Annotated in this window: 2 rRNA genes; both read right to left on the reverse strand. The window is 55.6% G+C overall.

Going from position 1 to position 5,439, the window contains the following annotated elements:
* Positions 1 to 45: 45 nt before the first annotated feature.
* Positions 46 to 3,180: ribosomal RNA gene (locus JYA52_RS00390) — 23S ribosomal RNA — on the reverse strand.
* Between the two features lie 544 nt (positions 3,181 to 3,724).
* Positions 3,725 to 5,249, reverse strand: a 16S ribosomal RNA gene (locus JYA52_RS00395).
* The 16S and 23S rRNA genes sit together here, the layout of an rRNA operon.
* Positions 5,250 to 5,439: the final 190 nt, after the last annotated feature.

A 5,439-nucleotide genomic window follows, 5' to 3' on the forward strand; every position in this document is an offset into this window, starting at 1 on the left:
CCCCTGGTGCGAACCCCTTTTGAAGTTGGGTTTGCGGGGTGGTGTGTGGTGTAAGTTATCGGCCTATTAGTACCGGTCAGCTTCACGAGTCGTTAGTCCTCGCTTCCACATCCGGCCTATCAACCCAGTGGTCTGGCTGGGGGCCTCTCACACACAAGGTGTATGGAAATCTCATCTCGAAGCGAGCTTCCCGCTTAGATGCTTTCAGCGGTTATCCCATCCGAACGTAGCTAATCAGCGGTGCACTTGGCAGTACAACTGACACACCAGAGGTTCGTCCGTCCCGGTCCTCTCGTACTAAGGACAGCCCTTCTCAAATTTCCTGCGCGCGCAGCGGATAGGGACCGAACTGTCTCACGACGTTCTAAACCCAGCTCGCGTACCGCTTTAATGGGCGAACAGCCCAACCCTTGGGACCTACTCCAGCCCCAGGATGCGACGAGCCGACATCGAGGTGCCAAACCATGCCGTCGATATGGACTCTTGGGCAAGATCAGCCTGTTATCCCCGAGGTACCTTTTATCCGTTGAGCGACGGCCATTCCACAATGTACCGCCGGATCACTAGTCCCGACTTTCGTCCCTGCTCGAGATGTCTCTCTCACAGTCAAGCTCCCTTGTGCACTTACACTCGACACCTGATTGCCAACCAGGCTGAGGGAACCTTTGGGCGCCTCCGTTACTTTTTAGGAGGCAACCGCCCCAGTTAAACTACCCATCAGGCACTGTCCCTGACCCGGATTACGGGCCGAAGTTAGATGTCCAAAGTGACCAGAGTGGTATTTCAACGATGACTCCACCCGAACTGGCGTCCGGGCTTCAACGTCTCCCACCTATCCTACACAAGCCACTCCGAACACCAATACCAAACTATAGTAAAGGTCTCGGGGTCTTTCCGTCCTGCTGCGCGTAACGAGCATCTTTACTCGTACTGCAATTTCGCCGAGTTTATGGTTGAGACAGCGGGGAAGTCGTTACTCCATTCGTGCAGGTCGGAACTTACCCGACAAGGAATTTCGCTACCTTAGGATGGTTATAGTTACCACCGCCGTTTACTGGGGCTTAAATTCTCAGCTTCGCCTTGCGGCTAACCGGTCCTCTTAACCTTCCAGCACCGGGCAGGAGTCAGTCCGTATACATCGTCTTGCGACTTCGCACGGACCTGTGTTTTTAGTAAACAGTCGCTTCCCCCTGGTCTCTGCGGCCCCGATCCCCTCCGGACAGCAAGTGTCCATCAAGGTTGGGGCCCCCCTTCTCCCGAAGTTACGGGGGCATTTTGCCGAGTTCCTTAACCATAATTCTCTCGATCGCCTTAGTATTCTCTACCTGATCACCTGTGTCGGTTTGGGGTACGGGCGGCTAAAACCTCGCGCCGATGCTTTTCTAGGCAGCATAGGATCACCGAATCCCCCCATACGGGAGTCCCATCAGATCTCAGGTCCGTGATCAAACACACAGAGACGGATTTGCCTATCTCTGACCCTACATCCTTGGACCGGGACAACCATCGCCCGGCTCGGCTACCTTCCTGCGTCACACCTGTTAATACGCTTGCCTCCCAGGATCAGGTCCCGCGCTCCACCAAAACCCGCACACCACAAGGGTGATAGGGCAGGCTTCGGGCGGTTAGTATCCCCTGTTCAGCATGGGCGGTTTTTCGCCGGTACGGGAATATCAACCCGTTGTCCATCGACTACGCCTGTCGGCCTCGCCTTAGGTCCCGACTTACCCAGGGCAGATTAGCTTGACCCTGGAACCCTTGATCATCCGGCGGACGGGTTTCTCACCCGTCTTTCGCTACTCATGCCTGCATTCTCACTCGTGTAGGCTCCACCGCTGGTTTACACCGCGACTTCACCGCCCACACGACGCTCCCCTACCCATCCACACTCCTGAACCACAAAGGCTTAGAACATATGTGAATGCCACAACTTCGGCGGTGTACTTGAGCCCCGCTACATTGTCGGCGCGGAATCACTTGACCAGTGAGCTATTACGCACTCTTTTAAGGATGGCTGCTTCTAAGCCAACCTCCTGGTTGTCTTCGCAACTCCACATCCTTTCCCACTTAGCACACGCTTAGGGGCCTTAGTTGGTGGTCTGGGCTGTTTCCCTCTCGACTATGAAGCTTATCCCCCACAGTCTCACTGCTGCGCTCTCACTTACCGGCATTCGGAGTTTGGCTGACGTCAGTAACCTTGTAGGGCCCATTAGCCATCCAGTAGCTCTACCTCCAGCAAGAAACACGCAACGCTGCACCTAAATGCATTTCGGGGAGAACCAGCTATCACGAAGTTTGATTGGCCTTTCACCCCTACCCACAGCTCATCCCCTCCATTTTCAACTGAAGTGGGTTCGGTCCTCCACGACGTCTTACCGTCGCTTCAACCTGGCCATGGGTAGATCACTTCGCTTCGGGTCTAGATCACGCCACTGCAACGCCCTATTCAGACTCGCTTTCGCTACGGCTTCCCCACACGGGTTAACCTCGCGACGTAACACTAACTCGCAGGCTCATTCTTCAAAAGGCACGCCGTCACCAGAATCAGACTGGCTCCGACGGATTGTAAGCACACGGTTTCAGGTACTGTTTCACTCCCCTCCCGGGGTACTTTTCACCTTTCCCTCACGGTACTGGTCCGCTATCGGTCATTAGGGAGTATTTAGGCTTATCAGGTGGTCCTGACAGATTCACACGGGATTTCTCGGGCCCCGTGCTACTTGGGATCCCTCCCAGGCGGTGCACAACATTACGGTTACGGGGCTCACACCCTCTACGGCCGGCCTTTCAAGACCGTTCACCTATACCTGCACTCGCACCTCGCTGTCCCGGCAGAGACAGCACGGGAAGTCCCACAACCCCGACCATGCAACGCCCGCCGGCTATCACACATGGAACGGTTTAGCCTGATCCGCGTTCGCTCGCCACTACTGACGGAATCACTATTGTTTTCTCTTCCTGCGGGTACTGAGATGTTTCACTTCCCCGCGTTCCCTCCACGCACCCTATGTGTTCAGATGCGGGTCACCAGATCACTTGCGCGTCTGGCGGGGTTTCCCCATTCGGACACCCTGGGATCACAGTCCGGTTATCGACTCCCCCAGGCTTATCGCAGATTCCTACGTCCTTCTTCGGCTCCTAATGCCAAGGCATCCACCGTGTGCTCTTAAAAACTTGACCACAAAAGATCAAAAACGCTAATTTTCGAGAGAACCACAGAAACCAACCACACCCAACAACACCACCCCAAAAAGAGGCGGTACCATCACGCGCAGCCAGATCCAGGTTCATATTCTTGGAAATTGCTTCTTATAAAAGATGCTCGCGTCCACTATGTAGTTCTCAAACAACAACCCCGTACCACACACCCCACACACGCCCCCCGCAAAGGGAAACAACCGCGTGATCGGTGCAGCCAGGAAACCAGAAACAAACGTCCCGGACACCCACAGCCAAAGCCGCGGACCCCCGGTCCTGTTGCCTCAGGACCCAACAGTGTGCCAAACACTACCCAGCAGAACCATCCCGGCCGCGTTCCAGGACAGAAACCCCCCAAAAGGGAACCCGTCCGTACTAACCGCCGGCACGTGCCGCCAGGCACCTATCCGTTGATATTCCACCCATGAGCACCCGCCGCAGAACTTGCGTCTGCGCAACGGGCTGTACTCCTGACAACCCCACCAACACCGCATACACGGGCCAGGCGGTTGTAGGTGCTCCTTAGAAAGGAGGTGATCCAGCCGCACCTTCCGGTACGGCTACCTTGTTACGACTTAGTCCCAATCGCCAGTCCCACCTTCGACAGCTCCCTCCCACAAGGGGTTAGGCCACCGGCTTCGGGTGTTACCAACTTTCGTGACTTGACGGGCGGTGTGTACAAGGCCCGGGAACGTATTCACCGCAGCGTTGCTGATCTGCGATTACTAGCGACTCCGACTTCATGGGGTCGAGTTGCAGACCCCAATCCGAACTGAGACCGGCTTTTTGGGATTAGCTCCACCTCACAGTATCGCAACCCTTTGTACCGGCCATTGTAGCATGCGTGAAGCCCAAGACATAAGGGGCATGATGATTTGACGTCGTCCCCACCTTCCTCCGAGTTGACCCCGGCAGTCTCCCATGAGTCCCCGCCATTACGCGCTGGCAACATGGAACGAGGGTTGCGCTCGTTGCGGGACTTAACCCAACATCTCACGACACGAGCTGACGACAACCATGCACCACCTGTGAACCGGCCCCAAAGGGGAAACCACATTTCTGCGGCGGTCCGGTCCATGTCAAGCCTTGGTAAGGTTCTTCGCGTTGCATCGAATTAATCCGCATGCTCCGCCGCTTGTGCGGGCCCCCGTCAATTCCTTTGAGTTTTAGCCTTGCGGCCGTACTCCCCAGGCGGGGCACTTAATGCGTTAGCTACGGCGCGGAAAACGTGGAATGTCCCCCACACCTAGTGCCCAACGTTTACGGCATGGACTACCAGGGTATCTAATCCTGTTCGCTCCCCATGCTTTCGCTCCTCAGCGTCAGTTAATGCCCAGAGACCTGCCTTCGCCATCGGTGTTCCTCCTGATATCTGCGCATTTCACCGCTACACCAGGAATTCCAGTCTCCCCTACATCACTCTAGTCTGCCCGTACCCACCGCAGATCCGGAGTTGAGCCCCGGACTTTCACGGCAGACGCGACAAACCGCCTACGAGCTCTTTACGCCCAATAATTCCGGATAACGCTTGCGCCCTACGTATTACCGCGGCTGCTGGCACGTAGTTAGCCGGCGCTTCTTCTGCAGGTACCGTCACTTTCGCTTCTTCCCTACTGAAAGAGGTTTACAACCCGAAGGCCGTCATCCCTCACGCGGCGTCGCTGCATCAGGCTTGCGCCCATTGTGCAATATTCCCCACTGCTGCCTCCCGTAGGAGTCTGGGCCGTGTCTCAGTCCCAGTGTGGCCGGTCACCCTCTCAGGCCGGCTACCCGTCGTCGCCTTGGTGAGCCATTACCTCACCAACAAGCTGATAGGCCGCGAGTCCATCCAAAACCACAAAAGCTTTCCACCCCCCACCATGCGATGAGGAGTCATATCCGGTATTAGACCCAGTTTCCCAGGCTTATCCCAGAGTTAAGGGCAGGTTACTCACGTGTTACTCACCCGTTCGCCACTAATCCCCCCAGCAAGCTGGGGATCATCGTTCGACTTGCATGTGTTAAGCACGCCGCCAGCGTTCATCCTGAGCCAGGATCAAACTCTCCGTTGAAGTAAAACAAAAACAGACACAACCAAAAACCACGGGAAAACGCGGAACCAGGCTGCACAAAATTTGAAACCAGCTAAAAAACCAGACCCACCCACAGGGGCAGGCGAGCCCGGCAAATCAACCAATTCATATAAAATAAACCGGTATCAACAAACTTGGCACACTATTGAGTTCTCAAACAACAGACACA

The organism is Arthrobacter pascens, from assembly GCF_017052465.1.
In the GTDB taxonomy this organism is placed as follows: domain Bacteria; phylum Actinomycetota; class Actinomycetes; order Actinomycetales; family Micrococcaceae; genus Arthrobacter; species Arthrobacter pascens.